This is a genomic window from Paenibacillus sp. NPDC057967, assembly GCF_042887015.1.
GTDB lineage: Bacteria > Bacillota > Bacilli > Paenibacillales > Paenibacillaceae > Pristimantibacillus.
Genome location: NZ_JBHVQB010000005.1, coordinates 162,322 through 184,280, shown reverse-complemented (window position 1 = coordinate 184,280; position 21,959 = coordinate 162,322). Strand labels below are relative to the sequence as shown.

Annotated in this window: 24 protein-coding genes; 6 read left to right on the top strand and 18 right to left on the bottom strand. The window is 52.9% G+C overall.

Annotated elements, in window-relative coordinates:
* Positions 1–171: 171 nt before the first annotated feature.
* The 13 genes from ftsY to ACFVSO_RS14405 form a co-directional block, all read right to left on the bottom strand.
* Positions 172–1,179, bottom strand: a complete 1,008-nt coding sequence (gene ftsY, locus ACFVSO_RS14465; RefSeq protein ID WP_387474649.1) for a signal recognition particle-docking protein FtsY — start codon at positions 1,177–1,179, stop codon at positions 172–174.
* Between the two features lie 47 nt (positions 1,180–1,226).
* Entirely contained in the window at positions 1,227–4,808 is a 3,582-nt protein-coding gene (gene smc, locus ACFVSO_RS14460) for a chromosome segregation protein SMC (protein WP_387474647.1), read from the bottom strand.
* 145 nt (positions 4,809–4,953) lie between these two features.
* Entirely contained in the window at positions 4,954–5,325 is a 372-nt protein-coding gene (locus tag ACFVSO_RS14455) for a hypothetical protein (RefSeq protein WP_387474645.1), read from the bottom strand.
* Between the two features lie 202 nt (positions 5,326–5,527).
* Entirely contained in the window at positions 5,528–6,232 is a 705-nt protein-coding gene (gene rnc / locus ACFVSO_RS14450) for a ribonuclease III (protein WP_387474643.1), read from the bottom strand.
* Positions 6,222–7,463, bottom strand: coding sequence for a beta-ketoacyl-ACP synthase II (fabF, locus tag ACFVSO_RS14445; protein WP_387474641.1), 1,242 nt, complete (start codon positions 7,461–7,463; stop codon positions 6,222–6,224). The genes rnc and fabF overlap by 11 nt, the downstream gene beginning before the upstream one ends.
* A 156-nt stretch (positions 7,464–7,619) precedes the next feature.
* Positions 7,620–7,853: an acyl carrier protein gene (gene acpP, locus ACFVSO_RS14440; protein ID WP_120106762.1), complete on the bottom strand. Its 234-nt coding sequence runs from the start codon at positions 7,851–7,853 to the stop codon at positions 7,620–7,622.
* 94 nt (positions 7,854–7,947) lie between these two features.
* Positions 7,948–8,697, bottom strand: a complete 750-nt coding sequence (fabG, locus tag ACFVSO_RS14435) for a 3-oxoacyl-[acyl-carrier-protein] reductase (RefSeq protein ID WP_387474638.1) — start codon at positions 8,695–8,697, stop codon at positions 7,948–7,950.
* A 21-nt stretch (positions 8,698–8,718) separates the two neighbouring features.
* Positions 8,719–9,648: an ACP S-malonyltransferase gene (gene fabD / locus ACFVSO_RS14430; protein ID WP_387474636.1), complete on the bottom strand. Its 930-nt coding sequence runs from the start codon at positions 9,646–9,648 to the stop codon at positions 8,719–8,721.
* Between the two features lie 72 nt (positions 9,649–9,720).
* Entirely contained in the window at positions 9,721–10,707 is a 987-nt protein-coding gene (locus ACFVSO_RS14425; RefSeq protein WP_387474634.1) for a beta-ketoacyl-ACP synthase III, read from the bottom strand.
* Positions 10,708–10,716: 9 nt separating this feature from the next.
* Positions 10,717–11,706 (bottom strand): phosphate acyltransferase PlsX, encoded by a 990-nt coding sequence (gene plsX / locus ACFVSO_RS14420; RefSeq protein ID WP_387474633.1) that lies wholly within the window; start codon positions 11,704–11,706, stop codon positions 10,717–10,719.
* Positions 11,690–12,286 (bottom strand): transcription factor FapR, encoded by a 597-nt coding sequence (fapR, locus tag ACFVSO_RS14415; RefSeq protein ID WP_387475340.1) that lies wholly within the window; start codon positions 12,284–12,286, stop codon positions 11,690–11,692. Before fapR ends, plsX begins: the two co-directional genes overlap by 17 nt.
* 224 nt (positions 12,287–12,510) lie before the next feature.
* Complete coding sequence (gene rpmF, locus ACFVSO_RS14410; protein ID WP_116043433.1) at positions 12,511–12,684, bottom strand: 50S ribosomal protein L32; 174 nt, start codon at positions 12,682–12,684, stop codon at positions 12,511–12,513.
* Positions 12,685–12,715: 31 nt separating this feature from the next.
* On the bottom strand, positions 12,716–13,231 hold the full coding sequence (locus tag ACFVSO_RS14405; protein WP_387474631.1) for a YceD family protein: 516 nt from the start codon (positions 13,229–13,231) through the stop codon (positions 12,716–12,718).
* A 167-nt stretch (positions 13,232–13,398) separates the two neighbouring features.
* On the opposite strand from ACFVSO_RS14405, the gene ACFVSO_RS14400 reads away from it, so the two are divergent.
* Positions 13,399–14,643, top strand: a complete 1,245-nt coding sequence (locus tag ACFVSO_RS14400; RefSeq protein WP_387474629.1) for a nucleotidyltransferase — start codon at positions 13,399–13,401, stop codon at positions 14,641–14,643.
* 315 nt (positions 14,644–14,958) lie between these two features.
* Here the strand turns inward: ACFVSO_RS14400 and ACFVSO_RS14395 are convergent, their stop codons facing one another.
* Entirely contained in the window at positions 14,959–16,038 is a 1,080-nt protein-coding gene (locus ACFVSO_RS14395; protein ID WP_387474627.1) for a S16 family serine protease, read from the bottom strand.
* Positions 16,039–16,135: 97 nt separating this feature from the next.
* Between ACFVSO_RS14395 and ACFVSO_RS14390 the strand changes: the two genes are divergently transcribed.
* The gene (locus tag ACFVSO_RS14390) at positions 16,136–17,359 is read left to right on the top strand and encodes a nucleoside recognition domain-containing protein (protein ID WP_387474625.1); all 1,224 of its coding nucleotides are present in this window, start codon (positions 16,136–16,138) and stop codon (positions 17,357–17,359) included.
* Positions 17,360–17,399: 40 nt separating this feature from the next.
* On the opposite strand, the gene coaD is transcribed toward ACFVSO_RS14390, so the two are convergent.
* Both coaD and rsmD read right to left on the bottom strand, forming a co-directional pair.
* Positions 17,400–17,927: a pantetheine-phosphate adenylyltransferase gene (coaD, locus tag ACFVSO_RS14385; protein WP_387474623.1), complete on the bottom strand. Its 528-nt coding sequence runs from the start codon at positions 17,925–17,927 to the stop codon at positions 17,400–17,402.
* The gene (gene rsmD / locus ACFVSO_RS14380) at positions 17,914–18,534 is read right to left on the bottom strand and encodes a 16S rRNA (guanine(966)-N(2))-methyltransferase RsmD (protein WP_387474621.1); all 621 of its coding nucleotides are present in this window, start codon (positions 18,532–18,534) and stop codon (positions 17,914–17,916) included. The genes coaD and rsmD overlap by 14 nt, the downstream gene beginning before the upstream one ends.
* 142 nt (positions 18,535–18,676) lie before the next feature.
* On the opposite strand from rsmD, the gene ACFVSO_RS14375 reads away from it, so the two are divergent.
* A complete protein-coding gene (locus ACFVSO_RS14375) occupies positions 18,677–19,015 on the top strand; it encodes a L,D-transpeptidase (protein ID WP_387474619.1) in 339 nt (112 codons plus the stop codon).
* A 145-nt stretch (positions 19,016–19,160) separates the two neighbouring features.
* Here the strand turns inward: ACFVSO_RS14375 and ACFVSO_RS14370 are convergent, their stop codons facing one another.
* The gene (locus tag ACFVSO_RS14370) at positions 19,161–19,319 is read right to left on the bottom strand and encodes a hypothetical protein (protein ID WP_387474617.1); all 159 of its coding nucleotides are present in this window, start codon (positions 19,317–19,319) and stop codon (positions 19,161–19,163) included.
* Positions 19,320–19,334: 15 nt separating this feature from the next.
* Between ACFVSO_RS14370 and ACFVSO_RS14365 the strand changes: the two genes are divergently transcribed.
* Positions 19,335–19,592, top strand: coding sequence for a hypothetical protein (locus ACFVSO_RS14365; RefSeq protein ID WP_387474615.1), 258 nt, complete (start codon positions 19,335–19,337; stop codon positions 19,590–19,592).
* Positions 19,593–19,849: 257 nt separating this feature from the next.
* Positions 19,850–20,134 (top strand): hypothetical protein, encoded by a 285-nt coding sequence (locus ACFVSO_RS14360; RefSeq protein WP_387474613.1) that lies wholly within the window; start codon positions 19,850–19,852, stop codon positions 20,132–20,134.
* 336 nt (positions 20,135–20,470) lie between these two features.
* Here ACFVSO_RS14360 and ACFVSO_RS14355 read toward each other — a convergent pair whose 3' ends face one another.
* Positions 20,471–20,701 (bottom strand): phage holin family protein, encoded by a 231-nt coding sequence (locus ACFVSO_RS14355; RefSeq protein WP_387474612.1) that lies wholly within the window; start codon positions 20,699–20,701, stop codon positions 20,471–20,473.
* A gap of 227 nt (positions 20,702–20,928) precedes the next feature.
* Here ACFVSO_RS14355 and ACFVSO_RS14350 point away from each other — a divergent pair, with 227 nt between their 5' ends.
* Positions 20,929–21,177: a DUF3951 domain-containing protein gene (locus tag ACFVSO_RS14350; protein ID WP_387474610.1), complete on the top strand. Its 249-nt coding sequence runs from the start codon at positions 20,929–20,931 to the stop codon at positions 21,175–21,177.
* Positions 21,178–21,959 lie beyond the last annotated feature (782 nt).

Sequence of the window (21,959 nt, the reverse complement as noted above, 5' to 3'; positions counted from 1 at the left end):
TTGCCCTGACTGGCACCGGAGGTGAGGCATTTCGCTAAAGATGTAGAAAACGCTAAATTATGCAGAACCGTGTCGCGGCGAACGGCCAAAATGGAAGGCATACAAAAAAACGTCTAATGGCGACTGATCGGTCGCCATTAGACGTTGTTCATTCTTCCTGTAATGCCATACTTAATTGGCAGCTGGCGGCTGCTCTTCCGACTCGCGGCTGATCAAGCCCGCGAACAAGGCATGTACGAACTGTTCGGAATCAAAGGTTTGCAGATCGCCCATTTTCTCGCCAAGGCCTACCAGCTTCACCGGCAGATTCAGCTCATTGCGGATCGCCACAACGATACCGCCCTTCGCCGTACCGTCCAGCTTCGTCAGAACAAGACCTGTCACGCCGCTCTTCTCGCCGAACAGCTTCGCTTGGCTAAGCGCGTTTTGGCCTGTCGTCGCATCCAGCACCAGCAGCACTTCATGAGGAGCCTCCGGCAGCTCGCGCTGAATGACGCGGAAAATTTTGTTCAGCTCTTCCATCAGGTTCGTCTTATTCTGCAAGCGTCCAGCCGTGTCGCATAGCAATACGTCGACCTTGCGCTGCTTGGCCGCCTGAACGGCATCGAACATGACGGCTGCGGGATCGGCGCCCGATGATTGCTTAATGACGTCCACGCCTACGCGCTGCCCCCACACTTCAAGCTGTTCGATAGCTCCCGCGCGGAACGTATCGCCTGCTGCCAGCAATACATTTTTGCCTTCGCTCTTAAACTTATGCGCAAGCTTGCCGATAGTCGTCGTCTTGCCGACGCCGTTCACGCCAACGAATAAGATAACCGTGATTTCCCCAGGAGGCGCCATTCGCAGCTCGGCATGATCGTCTCCCTTCAGCAATCCAACCAGCTTCTCTGACAGCACTGGCTGCAGATCGGACGCATCTTCGATTTTACGCTTCTTCACTTCCGCGCGCAGATCATCGATTAACGTCATCACCGTGTTAACGCCAACGTCCGCACCAATCAGAATCTCCTCAAGCTCCTCATAAAACTCTTCATCAATCTTCTTGCGGCGAGTAATCAGCTCTTCGACCTTCTCGACGAAAGCCGTACGCGTCTTCGCCAGTCCTTCCTTAAATACGTTCGTGACCGCTTCCGTCTTGGAAGCAATGCTTTCCTTCAGCTTCTTGAAAAAACTCATCCCAGCCGTTCCTCCTGACCTTTCCTAACCTGCATGTACGGTTACACTTAAGCCGATACCGGCTCTCCCGCTTCTTCTTCCAGACGTACCGATACCAGCTTCGATACGCCGCCTTCTTCCATCGTAACCCCGTACAGCACATCCGCTTCCTCCATCGTTCCTTTGCGGTGGGTCACGACGATAAATTGCGTCAGCTCCGAGAATTCGCGCAAGTATTGTGCGAAACGGGCTACGTTTGCTTCGTCCAGCGCTGCTTCGACTTCGTCAAGCACGCAGAACGGCACCGGCTTCACTTGCAGAATGGCGAACAACAGCGCAATCGCCGTAAGCGCCCGCTCTCCGCCAGACAGCAGCTGAAGGTTTTGCAGCTTCTTGCCCGGAGGCTGAGCCACAATATCAATGCCGGTATCAAGCACTCTATCCGGATCGACCATGACCAGGTCAGCCCGTCCGCCGCCGAACAGCTTGGCGAAGACGACGCCAAAATGTCCGCGAATGGCTTCGAATGTCGTCCGGAATCGCTTCGACATCTCGTCGTCCATCTCTTTGATGACCTGATAGAGAGCTGTCTTCGCTTCGATCAGATCGTTCTTCTGCTCCGAGAGGAACTCGTAACGTTCCTTGACGCGTTCGTATTCTTCGATCGCACCCAGATTGACCTCGCCCAGCGCGGCAATCTGTCGCTTCAAATCGCGGACTTCGTTCTGTGTGCCAAGCACATCTTCCGGCACCGGATATTGCTCCTTCGCCAGCTCGAAGCTGAGCTCATACTCCTCGCTCAGCTTGCGAAGTAGGTTGTCCAGCTCCACGTCTTGCCGGTTAACGGCAATCTCCGTGCTTCTCATCTGATCCTCTACGACGCGAAGCTGGGCACGCTGCTCCTTCGTCTCGCTTTCGCCTTGCTCCAGCTCGGCGATGCGCTGCGCTCTGGCTGCCCGCTTCAGGTCTGTCTGCTCCGCGCAATTCGCCTTCTTGATTCGCAGATGATTGAGCTGCTCAATCTGGGCAACGCTCTCCTCGGCATGTCTTGCCATCTCTTCAACCTGCTGCTCGGACAAGGCGCGGAGGCCCGACAGCTCGCTCTTGGCGCGCTGAATATCGCTTCTCACGCGGTTAGCCTGATCCTCGAAGCTATGCTTCTCTTGATCGGTCTTCGCGACCGCAATCTTAATATCGGTCAATTGTCCTTGCAGCTCTTCCTTAGCCGATTCGCTTGCCTTGCGGCGCTCCTCGGCCAATCGGATCGCTTCCTGCAGCCTTGCCTCATCCAGCGTTAATTGCTCCAGACGCTGCTCCGCCGCTGCCGCCATCTGCTCAATCTGCTCCCGCTCTTCCGTCTGTGAGCTTCGCTCAGAGGTCGACACCGCGTTTTGTTCCGACAGATGCTTCGCCTCTGAACCAAGCTGCTGCAGCTCAGCACGGATGCCTTGCTCGCGAATCCGGGTTTGCTCGGCGTTCTCGCGCAGCTCCTCCATATCCTGCGAACGGATCAATTGTTCCTTACGCAAGTCGCTTAATCGGTTCTTCAGCTCCGCAACCGTCGCTTTCGCATCCTTAATCTCCTGATCAAGCGCTTCGATCTGCCGTCCTCTTCCTAGCAAGCTCGCGCCCTTCTTCTGCAAGCTGCCGCCCGTCATCGAGCCGCCGGCATTGACGACGTCGCCTTCCAGCGTAACGACACGATAGCGGTACTGACACCTGGATGCAATCTTGTTCGCCTGCTCAAGCGTCTCCGCGAGCAGCACGTTGCCCAGCAAGTTGTTCACGATGGCCTGATAACGGTCATCACAGCCGACCAGATCTGCTGCCACGCCGACAAAACCTTCCACAGCGGAAAACGTCCGCTTGTCGTTTTCCGGCACCATCCGCCCCCTGATAACATCCAGAGGAAGGAAGGTCGCTCGTCCAAGCTGGCGCTGCTTAAGGAAAGCAATAGCCGCCCGTGCCGTGCGCTCATCTTCCATGACGACATGCTGGAGAGCGCCGCCAAGCGCCGTCTCCACGGCAACCTCAATGCGCTGCGGCACGCGGATGAGCTCGGCTACTGCGCCGTGAACCCCTTCAACCGCGCCCGAGCCGCGCCTAGCAGACTTCAGAACTTCCTTAACGCCCTGCATAAAGCCGTCTAGCGCATCCTGCATCTCCTTCATCGTATCCCGCCGGGAAATGTGGCTGTCAAGCCGCTGCTCCCACTTGCGGATTGCCGACATCACTTCCTCCAGTTGCAATGTGAGCGACTTGGTCGCTTCCGATTGCTCCAGCATACGATTTCTTGTCGTGCCAAGCGTAGTCAGCGCATCGGCTAGTGACTGCTCCAGCGCGCTGCGCCTCTCATCCAGCCGGGCCATCTGCTCCGTCCACTTCGATTCGTCCTCGCTGAGCCGCTCCATCCGACGCTGAAGCGTCTCTCTCTGCTGCGACGCATAACGGATTTCGTTGCGATGCTGCGCCATTGCGCTCAGCACGTCAAGCAGCTCGCTCTTCAGCTTCTCCTCCGCATCCACAACCGCCCCGCCAGCAACGCCAACAAGGTTCGCTTCCTCGGCTGCCAGTTTGACACGGAGCTCAGCAAGCTCCAGCTCAAGCGCAGCGGCGCGGCTGCGGAACTCTGCCTCTTCCTTGACCAGCGCCAAAATCCGCTCGTCCTGCGATGCAATGGATTCCTCCAGCTGCCGCTTGTTCTGTTCCAGGTTGCGGCCGCGCTCCTTCAGCACTTCGCCGTAGCCTTCGCATTTCTCCGCATCCTCGCTGATTTGCAGCATGGAAGCATGCAAGACATCCAGCTCTTGCTCGATCTCGCGCAATTGAAGACGGTCTTGCTCCAGATGCGCATCATGCTTGCTGACGACTGTAGATAGCTGAAGCTGCTCCCCTTGAAGCTTCTCCAGCTTGTCCGTCGCCTGTGACCAGGCTTGATGAACCGTCTCTATATTATGTACGTACATCGAAATTTCTTTGGTTTTCAACGTTTCCTTAAGCGCCTTGAAGTGAATCGCCTTCTCCGACTGCTTGCGCAGCGGTTCAACCTGATCCTCCAGCTCCGACACGAGGTCGTGAATCCGCAGCAAATTCTGCTCGGTCTCGTCGAGCTTCTTCTGCGCTTCGCGCTTGCGGGACTTGTATTTCACAATGCCAGATGCTTCCTCAAAGATACCGCGGCGGTCCTCGGAGCGCGTACTCAGAATCTCTTCGATACGCCCTTGGCCGATAATGGAATAAGCTTCCTTGCCAATTCCCGTATCCATGAACAGCTCCGTTATATCCTTCAGCCGGCATGGCTGCTTGTTAATCATATATTCGCTATCGCCGCTCCGGTGTACCCTTCTGGTCACCGTAACCTCGTTGTACTCCAGCGGCAAAGCCCCGTCCGCATTATCGAGGGTAAGCGAAACCTCACCGTAGTTGACCGCTTTGCGCGCGTCACTGCCGGCGAATATAATATCCTCCATCTTGCCTCCGCGCAGGCTCTTGGCGCTTTGCTCGCCAAGCACCCAACGGATGCCGTCGGAGATATTGCTTTTTCCTGAGCCGTTAGGCCCGACCACCGCCGTAATACCGGTTACAAATTCAAGCTCGGTCTTGTCGGCGAAGGATTTGAAACCCGCTAATTCAATCCGCTTCAAAAACATAGTTTGGCTTTCACCTCACCCACCATTGTACCACATAATTGTTATTTGCGTTAATCATTTCAGACGCTGCGCATCCGTAATCACACCGCCTGGAGGCAACAAAAAAGAGGCTATCCGCCTCCTCAATCAGGTTCCATAAACTTCCTTATTCAGTTGCGGCTACGCTGCCGGCCGCTTGCCGAAGCCTGCTCGCTTTCTTCTCTATTGTCAACATGCAGGGATAAGCTAAAAGCAGCAAAAAGGTCAGCAGAATCGAACCAGTCATATAGGATTCGAACAATTGGACCGACCATCTGTCCTCGCCAATAATCATATAGGCGATTGCATTGGATATCCCAATGCCGTCATTGGCCTCCGCCGACAGGCTGACTGCGTGATTGTGTGCCAGGCAGATGAGCGCCAAGAAAGAAAAGCCAGTTGCCAAGAGGATGCCTTTCGAATAAGGCGTCGCAACGCCATAATAACTGAACGTCCGGACTGCTGCTGCAATAAGTACAACATGCACGATATAGAACATACGTCCATCTCCTCTTTCACTCGCATACGCTGCTTCTTCAAGGATTTCACCCTCATTTTACCATATTAAACCTATCATCTCCATCAAAAAGACCCCTTCGTACCGTCATCCGGCCAAAAGAGGTCTTATCCATCCGATATGGTCATCATCGCCGGAGTCCATGCGCTCTCCAGCATCCACGGTAACTGTTCCACACGCGCCTTCACGCGTCTTGAGCAGTAAGCGTATTCCATGCTTCCGCAGCTGCCCGCTGCTCCGCTTCCTTCTTCGTGCGACCGGCTCCAAGGCCATACCGTTCCTCGCCCAGGCATACCTCGACGATAAATTCACGGTCATGAGCAGGTCCGCGCTCTTCCACAATGCGGTATTCAACCGGACCAAGGCCGTTATGCTGCGCTTTCTCCTGAAGCTTGGACTTGGCATCCTTCATGAGCAAGCCAAAGTCGTTGGATTCGATGAAGGGAAACATATGCTCTTCCAGAAATACACGCGTGCGCTCGATCCCCGCATCGAGGAAGATCGCTCCGATAAACGACTCGAACAAGTCTGCCAACAACGCTTGACGATGCCTGCCCCCAAGCTGCTCCTCACCCCGTCCCAGCAGCACATACTTGCCCAGCTCCATCCGCTCCGCAAAGTAAGCGAGCGACGGTTCACAGACGACGGATGCCCGCATCCGGGTCAGCTCGCCTTCCGGCCGCTTCGGATAGGTGGTGAACAAGTATTCAGAGACGAGCAATTGAAGCACCGCGTCGCCCAGAAATTCCAGACGCTCGTTATCCTGTACCGAGCCCCGCTTATGCTCATTCACATAAGAGGTGTGCGTGAACGCTTGTCTCAGCAGTCTTGGACGTTTGAAAGCGAGCTGCAGCTTCTGCTGCAGCTCGTCAAAATGTTCATGCTTCATATGCTTTCATCACGATCGTAGCATTATGGCCCCCAAAGCCGAACGAATTGGACAGCGCGTACTTCACGTTCGCTTCGCGAGGCGTATTCGGCACGTAGTCCAGGTCGAGCTCAGGGTCCTGGTTGTCCAGGTTAATCGTTGGAGCAATGACACCGCTCTTCAGCGTCAGGCCAAGAATAACGGCTTCTACGCCGCCCGCCGCGCCGAGCAGATGGCCCGTCATCGACTTCGTGGAGCTGACCGCCACTTTGTAAGCGTGATCACCGAACGTCTTCTTAATAGCCGTTGTCTCGGACTTGTCGCCTACCGGTGTGGATGTGCCGTGTGCATTGATGTAATCAATGTCGGTCGGCTCGATGCCAGCATCACGGATTGCCTTCACCATGCAACGCGCAGCTCCATCCGGATCAGGCTCTGTCATGTGATGAGCGTCTCCGCTCATGCCATAACCAACCACTTCGGCATAAATCTTAGCGCCGCGAGCGATGGCATGATCAAGCGACTCCAGTACGAGCACGCCTGCACCCTCACCCATTACGAAGCCGTCACGATCCACATCGAACGGACGACTTGCTTTCTCAGGCTCTTCGTTGCGCGTCGACATCGCGCGCATCGAGCAGAAGCCGGCCATGCCTGTCGGACGAATTGTTGCTTCCGCACCGCCGGCGAACATAACGTCAGCGTCGCCGCGTTGAATCATCTTGAACGAATCGCCAATGGAGTGCGTGCCTGTCGCACAAGCGGTAACCGCTGTGCTGTTAGGACCTTTCGCGCCAGTCAGCATCGACACTTGGCCGGATGCCATATTCGCGATCATCATCGGAATGAAGAACGGGCTAACGCGCTTCGGACCTTTCTCCAGCAATACGTTATGCTGATCTTCCCAAGTGCCAAGACCGCCGATGCCGGAACCGATCATCACACCTACGCGCTCAGCGTCGGCATTCTCGCCGATCTTGATGCCCGAGTCCGCCACAGCCAGCTTGCTTGCGACAGCTGCGAATTGAACGAAGCGGTCCATGCGGCGCGCTTCTTTTTTATCCAAACCGTACTCTTCGGGATTGAAGTTTTTGACCTCCGCCGCAATGCGCGTCGGATATTCGGAGAAATCGAATGCCTCCACTACGGATACGCCCGACTTTCCTTCAAGCAGGTTCCCCCAAAATTGCTCCAAATCGGAACCTAGCGATGTAATGACCCCCATGCCTGTAACGACAACTCTCTGTTTCATTGCATTCACCTCTGCAGACAGCGATTTAGAAGACCATAATGATGAATCTTCCTTCTATATGAAAAGCGGTTAGGCTTCATTATAAACGTTATAAAAGCGTCGAAAATGCGCTACATGGAGAGAAGTCCCGTATATCGCAACGGGACTTGTCCATCCTTAGGTATGAGATTGTATGTAAGTCACAACTTCTCCCACCGTAGTGATTTTCTCTGCATCTTCATCAGAGATTTCCATATCAAACTCGTCTTCCAGCTCCATGACCAATTCAACGACGTCAAGAGAGTCAGCTCCGAGGTCATCTTTGAAGGAAGCTTCAAGGGTTACTTCTGCTTCGTCTACGCCAAGGCGGTCGATGACAATACGTTTTACGCGTTCTACTACTTCGGACATCCGGTTCACCTCCTCCACCGTATTATACGAGAATTAAATGTAAATTGCCATCTTTACCTTACTGGGCAAAAGGCCTACATTCACAGGTTAATTGCTACATGTACATGCCGCCGTCAACGTGGACCGTCTGGCCTGTCATATAGGCTGCCGCATCGGATGCGAGGAATCTGACCGCATTGGCAATATCTGCCGCGTCGCCAAGGCGCGCGAGCGGGATTCCGGCGGACAGCGATTCCTTCATATCCTCCGGCAGCTTGTCCGTCATGTCGGTCTGGATAAATCCAGGCGCGACGCAGTTGACGGTAATGCCGCGCGAAGCAAGTTCTCTCGCGCTAGCCTTCGTCAAGCCAATAACGCCGGCTTTCGCCGCAACATAGTTAGCTTGTCCAGGATTGCCGAGCACGCCGACGACGGAAGAGATGTTAATAATCCGGCCGGAGCGCTGCTTCATCATCGGACGCGTAACCGCTTTGATGCCGTTGAACACGCCTTTCAGATTTGTCTCAATGACCTGATCGAATTCTTCTTCCTTCATGCGCATAATTAAATTATCTCTTGTAATGCCAGCGTTATTCACAAGAATATCCAGCGCGCCAAGCTGCGCGATAACTTCCTTCACCATGGCGTCGAATTCATCGGCTTTGCCGACATTCGCTTTCACAATGATCGCGCGGCGTCCCAGCGCTTCAACAGCGGATGCTGTCTCCGCAGCAGCGGCTTCGCTGCCGGAATAGTTAATCGCCACGTCGGCGCCCGCCTCTGCAAGCGCAATTGCAATGGCGCGGCCGATGCCTCGCGAAGCGCCTGTTACGAGCGCTTTCTTCCCTTCCAGACTCGCAAACATTAGGATCCCCTCCGTCTTGGATTAGTTCACCTGCAGCGCATCCAGCGCCGAGATGTTATTTACCGATATGACACGGACATTGCGGTCGATTTTCTTGATCAAGCCCGCAAGCACCGTACCCGAACCGATTTCCACAAACGTATCTACGCCTTGCTCGATCAGGTAGCGCACGCTGTCCTCCCACAATACAGGAGAATAGACCTGCTCCACAAGCAGCTTCCGGATAGCGGAAGCATCCGACACTTCACGAGCCGTTACGTTCGCCACTACTGGAACAGATGCATCCGAGAACGTCACACCTGCAAGTGTAGACGCAAGTTGTTCAGCCGCTGGCTTCATCAGCGAGGAGTGGAACGGACCGCTTACCTCAAGCGGAATGACCCGCTTCGCTCCCGCATCCTTGCCACGCTCCACAACAGCCTGCACGCCTTGCGCTGTACCGGAGACTACGATCTGAGCCGGACAGTTCACATTCGCCAGCTCCACCGCGCTTCCTTCGGCAGTAATCGCTTCACACAAGCTCCCTAGCGCGTCGCGCTCTGCGCCAAGCACAGCCGCCATAGCGCCTTGCCCGCTAGGCACGGCCTGCTCCATATACAAGCCGCGTGCGCGAACCGTACGCACCGCATCCTCGAAGGACAATACGCCCGCCGCGACGAGCGCGCTATATTCTCCCAGGCTGTGGCCCGCTACATAATCCGCCTTAAGGCCGCTCGCTTCCAGCAGCTTCAAGTACGCAACGCTTACCGTGAGTAGTGCCGGCTGCGTATTTGCTGTCTGCTTAAGCGCCTCGTCCGGTCCTTCGAAAATAAGCTGGGTTAATTCCATGCCCAGTGCCTGATCGGCTTTCTGGAAGATGTCCCGAACATTCTCGAACGCGTCGTATGCGTCCTTGCCCATGCCTACAGCCTGAGCTCCTTGTCCGGGAAATACAAATGCCGTCTTCGCCAACGCGTTTCCCCTCCTAAGCCAATTCCCATACGGTTCATCCGCTTTCACAAGCGGACCTGTCACCGCATTATATTACCAAACCAGTACGGATGCTCCCCATGTCAAGCCGCCGCCGAAGCCGACGAACACCAGTGTATCGCCTTGCTTTACGCGGTTCTGCTCTACGGCTTCGGCCAGAGCAACCGGAATGGATGCAGCCGACATATTGCCGTATTTGTCCAAATTGATCATCGCTTTCCCCTCCGGCAGATTCAGCCGGTTCAGCGCCGATTGAATAATCCGGATGTTCGCTTGATGCGGGATAAGCAGATCTACGTCTTCCTTCGCAAGGCCTGCCTTGGCAAGCGCGTCCTCTGCAGCACTGCCCATAATACGCACAGCAAACTTAAACACGTCATTGCCTGCCATATGGATGTAATGCTGCTTCGTGGAGATACTGTGCTCCGAGGACGGGATACGCGAACCGCCGCCGCTAACCTTCAACAACTCGCCGCCGCTTCCGTCTGCTCCCAGCTCGAAAGAGCGGAAGCCTCTGCCCTCTTCGACCTGCCCAAGTACAACAGCACCTGCGCCGTCGCCGAACAGAATACATGTGTTGCGGTCGGTATAATCTGTAATGCGGGACAATGTCTCCGCGCCTACGACAAGCACATGCTTGTACATGCCGGTGGCAATCATATTCGATGCCGTCGCCAGTCCGTAGATGAAGCCGGAGCAAGCTGCGGACAGATCGAATGCCGCCGCTTTGGTTGCCCCTAATTTCGTTTGCAGCAGGCAAGCGGTGGACGGGAAGAACATATCCGGCGTAATCGTTGATACGATAATCAGATCGAGATCCTCCGCCGTCAGGCCCGCTGCAGCAATCGCTTGCTTTGCCGCTTCATAAGCCAGATCAGAGGTTGCCTCCGCTTCCGCTGCCATCCGACGCTCCTTGATTCCCGTCCGCGTTACGATCCATTCATCGTTCGTTTCTACCATTTGCTCCAATTGCTGATTTGTAAGAATCCGTTCGGGCACATATTTGCCCGTTCCAATAATGCCGACAGGATGCAAACCCATGCTTCACACTCACTTCCCGTTAATTTCAGAAGAGATTGATTCTATCATATTGCCTTGAAGGGCAATTCTTGCCTGACGAACCGCATTTTTCACCGCGACAGCGTCGGATGAGCCGTGGCACTTCACGACTAGTCCATTGAGGCCGAGCAGCGGCGCTCCGCCATGCTCTTTATAGTCCATTTTTTTCTTAAGCTTCTTAAGTTGCGGCATCATAATCGCTGCTGCAATCTTCGTCAGGAAGGAACTGCCGAACGCGCTCTTCAGCATTGTGAAGATCGTGCCTGCGGTGCCCTCGAACGACTTCAGCATAATGTTTCCTGCGAATCCGTCGCAAATCAATACATCGCAATTCCGGTTCAGGACATCTCTGGATTCCACGTTGCCTACAAAATGAATCGGCGCCTGCTCCATGAGCTCATAAGCCGCTTTGCTTATTTCGTTGCCCTTCTTAGCCTCTGTGCCGACATTCAGCAGTCCCACTCTTGGCTGCTTGATGCCATGCACCTTCTCGCGATAGATGCTGCCCATGACCGCATATTGTGCCAGATGCTCAGGCTTCGCGTCCATGTTCGCACCGAGGTCCATCGCCAGAATGCCTACATCATCCATCGTCGGCAAAACAAAAGCGAGCGCGGGACGCTCGATGCCCTCCATCCTGCCTACAACCAGCAAGCCTGTCGTCATAAGCGCTCCCGTATTGCCAGCTGAGAGCATGGCGTCAGCCTGCTTGTCCTTGACCAATTGGCCGGCTACGACCATGGATGCGCCCTTCTTGCGTCTGACCGCTTTCACCGGCTCATCATCCGGACCGATCACCTCATCCGCGTGAATGAGCTGAACGTTGGAAGGAAGTCCTTCCTTAAGCAGCGGTTCGATCACAGCTTTATCGCCTACAAGCAGCAGCTCGGTGTCCGGCCATTCGGCCGCGGCATCCAGTGCGCCTCTTACAATCTGCTCAGGGGCGTGATCTCCCCCCATTGCGTCAATGGCGATCCGCATGTTCTTCTCCTCCTCCATCATCCCTGTTGCCAGCGGATCTGAAGATGACGAAGTTGCCTTGGAACACCATTTCGTCACCTACATATGTGAATAACTCGACTTTCGATTTGCTTCGCTCTCCCGAGATCGAACGGACATAGGCCTTGGCGATGCATTTCTCGCCCAGCCTTACCGGACGTATGAAGCGGATGTCAGCCGTAACGGTCAACGCGATGGCGTCGTCGATCACGGCAACGGCCAGCGAGTTCGCTTGCGCGAACACATGATGGCCCCTCGCAATAGACGTGCGGGAGAAGACATGCTCTTCCCTGATCTCAAAGATTGAGATACCGCTCTTGTCCAGCTCCAGGTCCACAATCTCCCCGATCACCTCATGAAGCGGCAGGGAGCGTACGGAATCATAGGAACGTTCCGCCATCAGCTTCAACCGTTCCCGAAGCTCCGGTATACCGAGCTCCATCCGGTCAAGCCGGATCGTCTGTATGCTGACCTTCAGCAGGCGCGTCAGCTCCCGGTCCGTCATAAAAGGATTCTCATCGATATGCTGGGCCAGCAGCTGATGCCGTTGGCGCTTGGGCATTCGTTCCATGCTCGTCTCACCCTTTTGTCCATCATGTGTATTAGGAATGACTGAGCGCCATTTCTAGCAAAACGTTATCGCCGACCATTCCCTACTAGATATATGTTAAGCGTATATTTTTATCACCTGGTACTAAATTAGTATATAAAAAAAAGTCATTCTGCGCAATGAAACCAAAAAATAGCACCTCACCGCGAGATGAAGTGCTATCATGGAAATCATTATTATTGGGAAATGATCTCTTTTGTTTTGTAATATCCACACACTTTGCATACGTGGTGAGCCAATTTCAGCTCTCCGCATTGCTCGCATTTTACCATACCCGGTATCGCAAGTTTGAAATGCGTGCGACGCTTGTCGCGGCGAGTTTTGGATGTTCTACGCTGAGGTACTGCCATCTTTCCCACCTCCTTCACAAAATCAATGCCGTTACTCCTTAAACAAATCCTTCAGCGATTCAAAGCGAGGGTCGATCCGCTCGTTTTTGCATTCGCAGGTTCGCTCATTTAAGTTTTCTCCGCAGGTCTGACAGAGTCCCTTGCAATCCTTGCCGCACAGCGGCGCAAAAGGCATGAACACCAGAAGCGCTTCTTCCAGAAACGGCAACAGGTCCAGTCTGTCCGATTTCAATTCCACAAAATCTTCGTTTTCGTCCGTGTTGCCGTCTGCTTCCTCATTGGAAGGAGGCTTGAACTGTTCGAAGAAGGGAATGACCGTATGTTCCTTAGTCGGTTCAAGACAACGTGAGCATGCAAGCTCCAAATCGATGGTTAGTGTACCGTCGACCGTTACGAATCCATCGTGACCAGCAACCTCAAGCGATACATGGAGCGGACCAGCCGCAATTACATCCGCCCGTCCCTTGAACAATTCGCTCACATCGAGCGCTTCTTGCACGGTTGCCTTCAGGCCCCTGGCCATCATCTCTTGCATATGAAACTGCATATCATCACTCCAAACAAACAAAGATTATTATAGCTATTCAAACGATCTTTTGTCAACAATTTCACGTTGTAATTCGTATTGGACATCTTCCGCTGTGATGCGGCATCCTCTCTATGCTATAGTGAAATCACCTATAAATCAAGAAGATGGGGAGACTTGCGAATCCAATGCGCGCTGTAGGCCTAATTGTAGAATACAATCCGTTCCATAACGGACATCTTTATCATTTGCGCCAATCGGTCAAATTAACAGAAGCCGATGCCGTAGTCGCCGTCATGAGCGGCAACTTCCTGCAGCGCGGCGAACCCGCAATGTGGGACAAGTGGACACGGACCCGCATGGCACTGGAGGGCGGCTGCGATCTGGTCATCGAGCTGCCCGTCGCCTATGCGACGCATGCGGCGGAATGGTTCGCTTACGGCGCGGTATCGCTATTGGAGGCGACAGGCGTTGTCGACGCCTTCTGCTTCGGTACCGAGAGCGGCGAGCTCGCTCCTCTGCTGCAAGCAGCGGAGATTGCGGCTTCCGAGCCGCCGTGCTTTCAAGCGCTGCTCAGAAACCAGTTGGACACAGGGGTAAGTTATCCTGTGGCCTACAGCGACGCCCTACAGGCGTATCTGACTGAGCAGGGCCATGCCGCTGCCGCTTCGTTCCCCTTCAATACGCCGAACCATACGCTCGGCTTGCATTACCTTATTGCTTTGAAGCGCATCAAAGGCGCAATGAGCCCTTACACCATTGCCCGCGAAAAAGCGCAATACCATCAGGAGTCGATCACCGATGGCTCCATCGCCAGCGCGACGGCAATCCGCAAGCTGCTGCTGGAGAGCGAGTCACTGGAGGCGGCAAAGCCATTTGTTCCGGTATCAACCTACCGGAACATTCAGTCCTGCGCCTCGACTGGCGTCTCGCCTGTGAGCTGGGAGCGCTATATGCCCGCATTGATGCATAAGCTATTAACGATCAATACGGCTCAACTGGCGTCATACCGCGATGTTAGCGAGGGGCTGGAGCATCGCATACTGAATGCTATGCCTGAGCTTGGCGAAGCAAGCTTCGGGGAGCTGCTGTCGCTGCTCAAGACGAAGCGCTACACCCGTACCCGGCTGCAGCGCGCGCTCCTGTCCGTCTTGCTCGAACATGCGCAGGAAGAGTTTACGCCGGACAAGCTAGCCGGCGGGGTAGAGTATATTCGTGTGCTGGGCTTCACCGAGAGGGGAAGGACGCTGCTGAAGCGAATGCGCGTGACATCCTCCCTGCCCGTCCTGCTCAGCGCCGCCAGGCCGCCTGAACCCTACCGCTACCTCGACCTGGACGTCAGGGCGAGCAACGCTTATATGCTCGGCGCGAGCGGACGCCATCTGTCAGCGTCGCTGTTCCGCGACTACAGAGAAAAGCCCGTCATGATTTGACGGGCTTTTCTCTTGAACACGCGTCGGCTAGGTTGAGCGATGAGTGAGACGCCCATAGACACGAGATACGTTTAAGTCGGTTTTACCGACCTATTTCGCTCGTATGGGCTCTTCAGACACTTTAAGTCGGTCTCAGCGACCTATTTCGCTTGTATAGGCTCTTCAGACACCTTAAGTCGGTCTCGTCGACCTACTTCACACACTGACGCGTACCCACCGTCAAAACTCCGCACTGAAGCGCTCTGCTAGTCGCAAACGCCCCTACCATTCGGTTCACCACACTACAACATATTAATAAGTTCCGAAACTCACATATTACCGGTTCGACGCAAACGCAGCTATAGCATCCAGCGCTTCCTGAAGCGTATCTACACCAACTATTTTCATATCCGTCTTAATGGATTTCGCTTTGCCCAGCGCATCTCTCTCATTCGCCTTAGGGACCAAGAATAGCTCCGCATCCTCTCCCGAAGTCGAGACCACCTTCTGCTTAATTCCGCCTATCGCACCTACCTTGCCTTCCGGGCTAATCGTACCTGTGGCTGCGATCCGCGCTCCCTGCGTCAGATCGCCTTCCGTGAGCAAGTCGATAGCGCCCAGCGTAAAAACTAGCCCGGCGGATGGCCCGCCAATCTCCCCTGCGGAAATTGAGAGTCTCTGCTCCTTATGAGTCGCTTCAACTGTTCGCAGCTCGACAAAGCTCTTCGCGCCCAGCAACAACGCCAACCGCTTCTCATCCGATTCAGCAGCACCATCCGTATAAGTAGCCGAAGGCTCCAGCTCCATCATCATCTGCTTGCCCTCTCGTTCGATCTCCATCATGACCGATTCTAGCGCGCCTCTCGCCTTCTTTTCAAGCGCCTCAATGACTTGATCTGCGGCATCCTCGACGCTTTCAAACGGCTCTCCGCCTTCCAACCGCAGCAGCTTATCCCCTGCGCGCAGCCTCCCGACCGGCTGATCGGCAATTCGGATGATATCGGTAATGACGATGGCCTCCGTCTTCACTTCGTAGGGCACTTTCAAATACCGGTAAGCCGCCTCAACCGCGTCGTATTGCGAACCTTCCATAATTACTGTCAGCCGTTCGGCGTACTGTTCCTTCGTGTAATTGCCGAATACGGAGCTTTTCTGATAAACATCCCGATCCCGATTTACCGACGCCTTCATGACCCCCCACAAGTTAGGTTCAATTAGCTTGACTGCCGTCAGCAAAAACTGCCCTCCGTCCGCAGGCACACCGGATTCCAGCGAGATCATTGGCTCCACCGGCACAGCAATGCCCGGTTCGTATACCAGATAAGGTGTAGGAGCATACAGAAGCCCCCACATCACAAGCGCGGTAATCGCCGCCGTAATAAAGATGCGCCGCACAGCAGTTAGTCCTCTTCGCATAGGCTCCCTCCCATCGATGCATGCTTATTTGGTCTATCTTCACTTCGTACAACGTAAGAATAAACGTAAATGGTTTGTCCCAAAGGAGTTGATCGGCATGCCCAAAACCATCATTCTTGCCGTCTTGTCTATCCTGCTGGTGGGCTCCATCATCGTACAGCCCGATGCCTCGTTCCAGGCTTCGCTGCAAGGCCTTACCGTATGGTGGAATATCGTGTTTCCGGGATTGCTCCCGTTTCTCGTCTTATATGAGATCATGCTGGCCTTCGGCCTGGCTCATGCGATCGGAACGACCCTGCAGCCTCTCATGCAGCGCGCGCTCGGTTTGCCCGGCGAAGCGGCTCTGGCCCTCGTATTTGGCTGGGCAGGCGGTTATCCCGCAGGCTCGGAGGCTGTCGCTTCCTTACGCAAGCGTGAGCTGCTCGACCGGGCACAAGGACAGCGTCTGCTATCCTTCGCCCATATGCCGAACCCGCTCTTTATGCTTGTCGTAATTGGAGCGGGCTTCCTTCACAAGCCGATTGCAGGCATGATGATAGCAGCAGCCGTCTGGGTGTCCGCCCTGTGGCTGCTGCTGATGACTTCGATATTTCGCCAGCGGAAGCAAACTCCGGCAGCCAAAGATCAGACACGCCCTGTCGGCTGGCTGTCGGCATTCGCGCATGGCCTCCAAGCCGGCCGGGAACAAGACGGCCGCAGCTTCGGCAAGGTGCTTGGCGATGCCGTCTCCGGCAGCGTGCAAAAGCTGATGGTCGTAGGAGGCTTCATGATCTTCGCCGCCGTGCTGGCCAAGCTGTCGGAGCCCTTGCTTGCCCCGCTTCAAAAGAAGGGCTTCTCCTTCATCGGCGCCGCCTTCTTCGAGAGCCATCTGGGATCATACGCCGCCGCCATCTGGAATGCGCCGGGCGGCAGCGCCGCTTTCGGCTGCGCCGTTATTGCGGCCATATTAGCCTGGAGCGGCCTCGCCGGCATATTACAGACCGGCTACGCCATTGCAGGAACTGATCTCAAAATGCTTCCTTTTGTCGCCCATCGGCTAAACCATGCGCTGCATGCTTTTTTGCTAACCTTATTGCTTTGGCGTCCACTAAGCTGGCTTGCCGGAAAACTCGCGCCGGAAGGCGGATTTCCGGTTATGTTATCCGGCCACTATTATACATCCGCGATAGATGTCAGCATGCCGATGACCGCCTTGACAGCAAGCGACTTGCCTGTCCTATGGCTATACTCCGTCGCTTCGGCAGCTATTGTATTCGCAGTGATGCTCATTCTATACGCATTTATACCGGGAAAGTCGGGACCGGCTCGCATCCATCGCTAGCGATTCGTATTGGCGGATTGTTCCGCTTATCCGAATGCAATCAGGAGCGGGCTTCGTATATCTCTTTGAGGCGTGCTTCGACGACAGGCGGCACCAATTCTTTCACTTCCCCTTTGAATTGAGCGATCTCCTTTACAATGCTGGAGCTGAGATAGGAATATTTCGGATTCGTCATCATGAACATCGTGTCGATCTCGCCATCTAGCAAATGATTCGTCGAAGCCAGTTGAAGCTCATATTCGAAATCGGTTACCGAGCGGATGCCGCGGATAATAACATCCGCTTCTTTACTGCGCATGAATCGCACCAGCAAGTCGCGGAAGCTGTCAATTTCTACATTCGGCAAATCCTTAGTCACTTCGCGAAGCAGCTCCTTGCGCTCCTCGACACTAAAAAGCGGATTTTTGCTCGTGTTGTTCAAGACTGCGACGATCAGACGGTCGAATTGTTTTGCCGAGCGCTGAATGATGTCCAGATGGCCATAGGTAACGGGATCAAAGCTGCCTGGATATACGGCGATGCGTTCCTTCCGGGGTTGTCCTGCTGCTTTATTCTCATTCGTTGACATCCGATTCGCTCCTATTCGTATCTTCCGTAATTGCTTCTATGTATCGATATATGGTAACGGCTATATCGCCGTATTTTGCGGTTCTGGTCTGCTCGAAGCCTGGCACGTCATCCGGATATGCAATGGTCGCGTCATGCTCCACGACAATAGTAGCGTCCGGCTCCAGCATGCCCTTTTCGGCCAACTCCCCCATCACTTCATTCATCTCTGTCATCCGGTAAGGCGGGTCCAGGAACACGAGTGTAAAGCTGAGATCCCGCTTTGCCAACGCTTTCAAGGCGCGATCGGCATCATTGCGGTAAATTTCAGCATCGCTCTCCGCCCCCGCGGTTCGCACATTGTGACGAATAATATCCACACTTATCTTATCCTTATCGACAAATATTACTTTCTCCGCGCCCCGGCTCCATGCCTCAAGGCCAAGTCCGCCTGTACCCGCGAACAAATCCAGCGCGATGCCTCCGTCGAAGTAAGGACCGATCATGCTGAAGATCGCTTCCTTTACCTTGTCCGTTGTGGGCCTTGTATTCATGCCCGGCACGGCCTTCAGCGCGCGCCCTTTCGCCGCGCCTGCGATGATTCTCACTGCTTTTTGCCCCTTTCGCAATCATTCCCCGCCTATCGTACCATACATTCCCACGGAGAATAAAGATGAATACTTGAATCGGCCGTCAACCGATTTAGCCTTTTTTCCTCCACCCAACCACTCCAGCCCGCAGCGCCATAGTATACAAAAAAGGAGGAAGCTCATGCCCAACTATCGCATTATTGTAGATTTGTCCGATCGCCAGCTTTATTTGCTCGACGGCAATATCGTTGTTCGCGCCTACCCCGTCGGCATCGGGAGAATGGTAACCCAGACCCCTCATGGAGAATTTACGATCATTAACAAACAGCCGCATCCGGGAGGTCCGTTCGGCGCATTCTGGATGGGCCTCTCCAAGCCGTCTTACGGCATACACGGTACCAATGATCCCTCATCGATCGGCGGAGAAGTCTCGCATGGCTGCATCCGCATGTATAATCAAGATGTTCTGGAGCTGCAATCGCTAGTGCCTATCGGAACAAGAGTGACGATTCGGCCTTAGGTGCATACGAATGATCCATTCATGACAAAACAGGGCTCTCCATATAAGAGGGCCCTGTTTTTACTGTAAAGCTGAGCAGCTTAGGCACCGCCAAGTGATTTACGAATATCGAACACATTTTGAAACGTAGTATTCTTAGCGTTAATTATTGTGCGGTAATGGCGACATTGGTCTCCTTGACCAGACGATCGTTTTCTCGTAAGCGATGATGACTCCATTCAATTTCCGATTGAACGGAAAAATTCTCATCCCCTACAAAAAATGCCGCTTCAAAAATGCGGCCAAAAATAATCAAGGCCCCCATTCGGGGGCCTCTTTCATGGAAGAAGACAGATATGCCCTTCAGTTTACTTGTGTGTCCTTTGGTATTATGGGGTATCTTTACTTGTATGTAGTGAATAGTTGGCGTTTTTTGTACTTTGGTGATGGTTTGGTCAACAATTGGTCAACAACGGTCAACATACAGCGGGTGAAATTACCAGTGACTCTCGATAAAGCCTACTACCTGTCCCCAGACTTGGCTGGCTCCAATACCCATAATCTACTATTGAGTCCATCAGTCAATTCGGCAAAATAGGGATCGTTAGAGTGACGATTCTGAGCAAGCACCGAGTGGCCGCGGTGCCGTTGACAATTACCTCTGCATAAAGACGATGCACACAAAGGACGAGGCCCGTGCAGTTAAGGATGTTCCCAACATTCTGGAGCATATTGTTGTCGATAAAAAAGCAATGCAGATCGCACTTCTTTTCTTTTTCATAAAACCGATAGGCACGCTTGGAGGTATGTAGTAGACTGTAGAGGGATTTATCCACTTCCGGAAGGAGTAACACGATGAGCGATTATATCTACATTTGCCCTGCGTGCAGGACTCATAACGATCAATCAGCAAACAATTGTATTAGATGCGGGCATTGGATGCTAAGCACAACCTATCCGCCAATCATTGTAAAAAAGAAATCTTCTGCAGCAAAAATTATTGGGATAGTCGCTATTTGTTTTGGCGGCATCGTTATATTTGGCACTCTCCTTGTTGTAGTATTCCTCTCCACCTTCGATGGATCAAGCAGTACAAACGGGGATACGCGAGCAGCTGTGAGTCAAAGCGGGAAGAAATAATCCATCGAAAAACTTGTTGGCACCTGGAGTAATCCTGTTCCTATAGAAAAATACACTCATTTTCGGTTGAACAGTTTTTCGCTATAACCAGTGCAGATAAGAAGAACTTTGATGTATCTATAACGTTGAATAAAACCATTCGCAGTAAAGAAGCTCAAGATGTTGTAAAGGTTGGATTGAATATAATCCGTCGCCGTCAGTGAATCACGAATTCCTATTGTCGGATATTACCGTTAATGTTGACAAATCGAGCTCCGGTGAAGCCTTATCAGTTAACAACTGGAGGTAACGAAAGATGATCTCAATCCGTTGATTGATGTTGCTGGAATGTGGTTTCTACAAAATAAAAAAAGCCCGCGGACCGCAATGGACAGCGGGCTTAGTTGTGCCCATTGATTTAATGTTTGGCTTAACGAGCTGATGTGCTAGAACTGTCGTACCAGTCACAAGCACGCCTTGAATAGTACCTTGCAGCAAGTCTCCAACGAGCAGGATACCACTGGCAATGCCGAGAACCAGCAGCAACCATGGGAATGTCCAGTCTGACACCTTTGGCGTGTTCTTCATGAACAGATTACGCGCTCTACTCCTGCCGGAACAGAATACAATACTGTGGCTTCCATTACCCTCCGAATACAACCCCATTCAATTTCGCCATGCTTGTTCCCGCGCTTTTCAGCGATTCTATTCTTCATCCATTTTTTGTAGCCTCTTCGGTCAAATAGAACTTAGCAACCCAATTTATTGTAAATATTAACATTTAAGTATAAAATCAAACAAAGGCGGTGTTTATAATGAACTTTGTACTATACATGTCGATTGGAGTATGCGGTATTTTCTTTCTCTCATTAGCGTTCGTCATTGGCAAGATGCTCATTAAAAAAGGACTACCGAGTAATAATTACACTCCATTTGACTACATCTCGGCCCATTCTCATGTTGAGTTTCACGATGAGAAACAAGAGAAAGAAGAAAATGAGGATCAAGGTGATGATAAGAACAAAAACATTATTTCGTTATCAAAACGTTCTTCTCGTCCCTAATACAACATGGTTCAACTGCTACTCTGCTGCCATAAATCATCCCAGTGTCAACGGGAGCCTCATAAAACATTCCCCCATTACCCATCCGCTTAACCCAAGTATAGTCTCATTGTTCTGTTTTCTTCTTCGATTCAATAAATCCTTACAGCGTTTATACACCATTCCTGGGTATTTTCTGCTGGCAAAACGCCACTTTGCAGTATGCATTATTAACCAATAAATATGTTCATTTCTTCGTGACCTCATCTCTGAGCGGGGAATCGCAATAATTGCTGCCATCTTGCATCATGTTCCTGATCCATATTTCCTCTTTCCGGTTCAAGTAAACAACAACGCGGGGCACATTCATGGTTATTGGGAAAGTATCTTGTCGAAACTGATCTTTGAAGTTACATCGAAGAACAATTATTGTTTTCAAGTCACAAGGAGAATTAAACCTTATTTCGAGGCCATGTTCATAGGGGAGAAACATACCTTGCACATACTTGCGTTATGAAAGGAATGAGAGGGTCCTAACGCCCGTTTGGATAAAAGATCCGCTCAAAACCGCCTCCTAAGTTACATTTTCCAGGCGATGTCGTCTTACAAAAATAATCGAGGCCCCCTTTCGGGGGCCTCTTTCATGGGAGAGGAGAAACCGGACGAAGAACTTATGGGGAAACGTAAGTCTTCTCCGCGGTTGTCTACGGCATCTTCCGACGCCGATGATTTTATCTTGTCCGGTTTCGCCACGAATATACATCGCAGGCAAAAATAATATAGCGTCCAGAATGGGAATGCTG

Excerpts from the sequence above, each read along its gene's own strand:
- plsX (WP_387474633.1), bottom strand. The coding sequence starts at position 11,706 with ATGCGGATCGCCATTGACGCAATGGGGGGAGATCACGCCCCTGAGCAG.
- ACFVSO_RS14395 (WP_387474627.1), bottom strand. The coding sequence starts at position 16,038 with ATGCGAAGAGGACTAACTGCTGTGCGGCGCATCTTTATTACGGCGGCG.
- ACFVSO_RS14400 (WP_387474629.1), top strand. The coding sequence starts at position 13,399 with ATGCGCGCTGTAGGCCTAATTGTAGAATACAATCCGTTCCATAACGGA.
- coaD (WP_387474623.1), bottom strand. The coding sequence starts at position 17,927 with ATGTCAACGAATGAGAATAAAGCAGCAGGACAACCCCGGAAGGAACGC.
- rnc (WP_387474643.1), bottom strand. The coding sequence starts at position 6,232 with ATGAAGCATGAACATTTTGACGAGCTGCAGCAGAAGCTGCAGCTCGCT.
- fabG (WP_387474638.1), bottom strand. The coding sequence starts at position 8,697 with ATGTTTGCGAGTCTGGAAGGGAAGAAAGCGCTCGTAACAGGCGCTTCG.
- ACFVSO_RS14355 (WP_387474612.1), bottom strand. The coding sequence starts at position 20,701 with ATGAAGAACACGCCAAAGGTGTCAGACTGGACATTCCCATGGTTGCTG.
- ACFVSO_RS14390 (WP_387474625.1), top strand. The coding sequence starts at position 16,136 with ATGCCCAAAACCATCATTCTTGCCGTCTTGTCTATCCTGCTGGTGGGC.
- ACFVSO_RS14375 (WP_387474619.1), top strand. The coding sequence starts at position 18,677 with ATGCCCAACTATCGCATTATTGTAGATTTGTCCGATCGCCAGCTTTAT.
- fabF (WP_387474641.1), bottom strand. The coding sequence starts at position 7,463 with ATGAAACAGAGAGTTGTCGTTACAGGCATGGGGGTCATTACATCGCTA.
- acpP (WP_120106762.1), bottom strand. The coding sequence starts at position 7,853 with ATGTCCGAAGTAGTAGAACGCGTAAAACGTATTGTCATCGACCGCCTT.
- ACFVSO_RS14405 (WP_387474631.1), bottom strand. The coding sequence starts at position 13,231 with ATGCAGTTTCATATGCAAGAGATGATGGCCAGGGGCCTGAAGGCAACC.
- rpmF (WP_116043433.1), bottom strand. The coding sequence starts at position 12,684 with ATGGCAGTACCTCAGCGTAGAACATCCAAAACTCGCCGCGACAAGCGT.
- ACFVSO_RS14360 (WP_387474613.1), top strand. The coding sequence starts at position 19,850 with ATGAGCGATTATATCTACATTTGCCCTGCGTGCAGGACTCATAACGAT.
- ACFVSO_RS14425 (WP_387474634.1), bottom strand. The coding sequence starts at position 10,707 with ATGGGTTTGCATCCTGTCGGCATTATTGGAACGGGCAAATATGTGCCC.
- smc (WP_387474647.1), bottom strand. The coding sequence starts at position 4,808 with ATGTTTTTGAAGCGGATTGAATTAGCGGGTTTCAAATCCTTCGCCGAC.
- ACFVSO_RS14350 (WP_387474610.1), top strand. The coding sequence starts at position 20,929 with ATGAACTTTGTACTATACATGTCGATTGGAGTATGCGGTATTTTCTTT.
- ACFVSO_RS14365 (WP_387474615.1), top strand. The coding sequence starts at position 19,335 with ATGGAAGAAGACAGATATGCCCTTCAGTTTACTTGTGTGTCCTTTGGT.
- ftsY (WP_387474649.1), bottom strand. The coding sequence starts at position 1,179 with ATGAGTTTTTTCAAGAAGCTGAAGGAAAGCATTGCTTCCAAGACGGAA.
- ACFVSO_RS14370 (WP_387474617.1), bottom strand. The coding sequence starts at position 19,319 with ATGGGGGCCTTGATTATTTTTGGCCGCATTTTTGAAGCGGCATTTTTT.
- fapR (WP_387475340.1), bottom strand. The coding sequence starts at position 12,286 with ATGCCCAAGCGCCAACGGCATCAGCTGCTGGCCCAGCATATCGATGAG.
- ACFVSO_RS14455 (WP_387474645.1), bottom strand. The coding sequence starts at position 5,325 with ATGTTCTATATCGTGCATGTTGTACTTATTGCAGCAGCAGTCCGGACG.